This is a genomic window from Holdemanella porci, assembly GCF_019052655.1.
Taxonomy (GTDB): domain Bacteria; phylum Bacillota_I; class Bacilli_A; order Erysipelotrichales; family Erysipelotrichaceae; genus Holdemanella; species Holdemanella hominis.
The window spans coordinates 1-495 of record NZ_JAHQVB010000176.1; the positions used below are offsets into that span (position 1 = coordinate 1).

The 495-nt window shown below is 33.5% G+C and carries 1 pseudogene; it reads left to right on the forward strand.

Going from position 1 to position 495, the window contains the following annotated elements:
• Positions 1-191 precede the first annotated feature (191 nt).
• Positions 192-495, forward strand: a pseudogene (locus KTQ83_RS12030) (IS21 family transposase); the annotation flags it as partial.

Genomic DNA, 495 nt, shown 5'->3' on the forward strand with positions numbered 1-495 from the left:
TGAATATAACGGATGGGCAAGCCCATCCAATACGGAGAAATAAGTCCAGTTGATGCGGTGACGAAGTCCATTGAATCCGTTGTATAAGTCCACACCTATATTTTAGATATAAACTATCATCCTCCTGTTGTAAGATAAAAACAGGTAAGTAAGTATACTTATCTAGTCTTGCGATTAGGAGGTGTTTTTTTATGCGAGATGTTAAAAAAGTTTTGGAAATGAGATCACAAAACTATAGTCAGCGACAGATTTCTGTATCTCTTAAAATTTCAAGAGATACAATAAGAAAAATTTTTAATGTAGCTGATGACAAAAAAGTGTGTTGGTCATCTGTTAAAGATCTCAGTGAATCAGATGTCCAAAATTTATTATTTGAACAGGAGATGAAAATCAATTTATCCATTAAGCAACCTGATTTTGATTACATTCATAAGGAACTGTTAAAGCCAGGAACCACAATCAAACTGCTATGGGAAGAATATGTTGATGATTGTC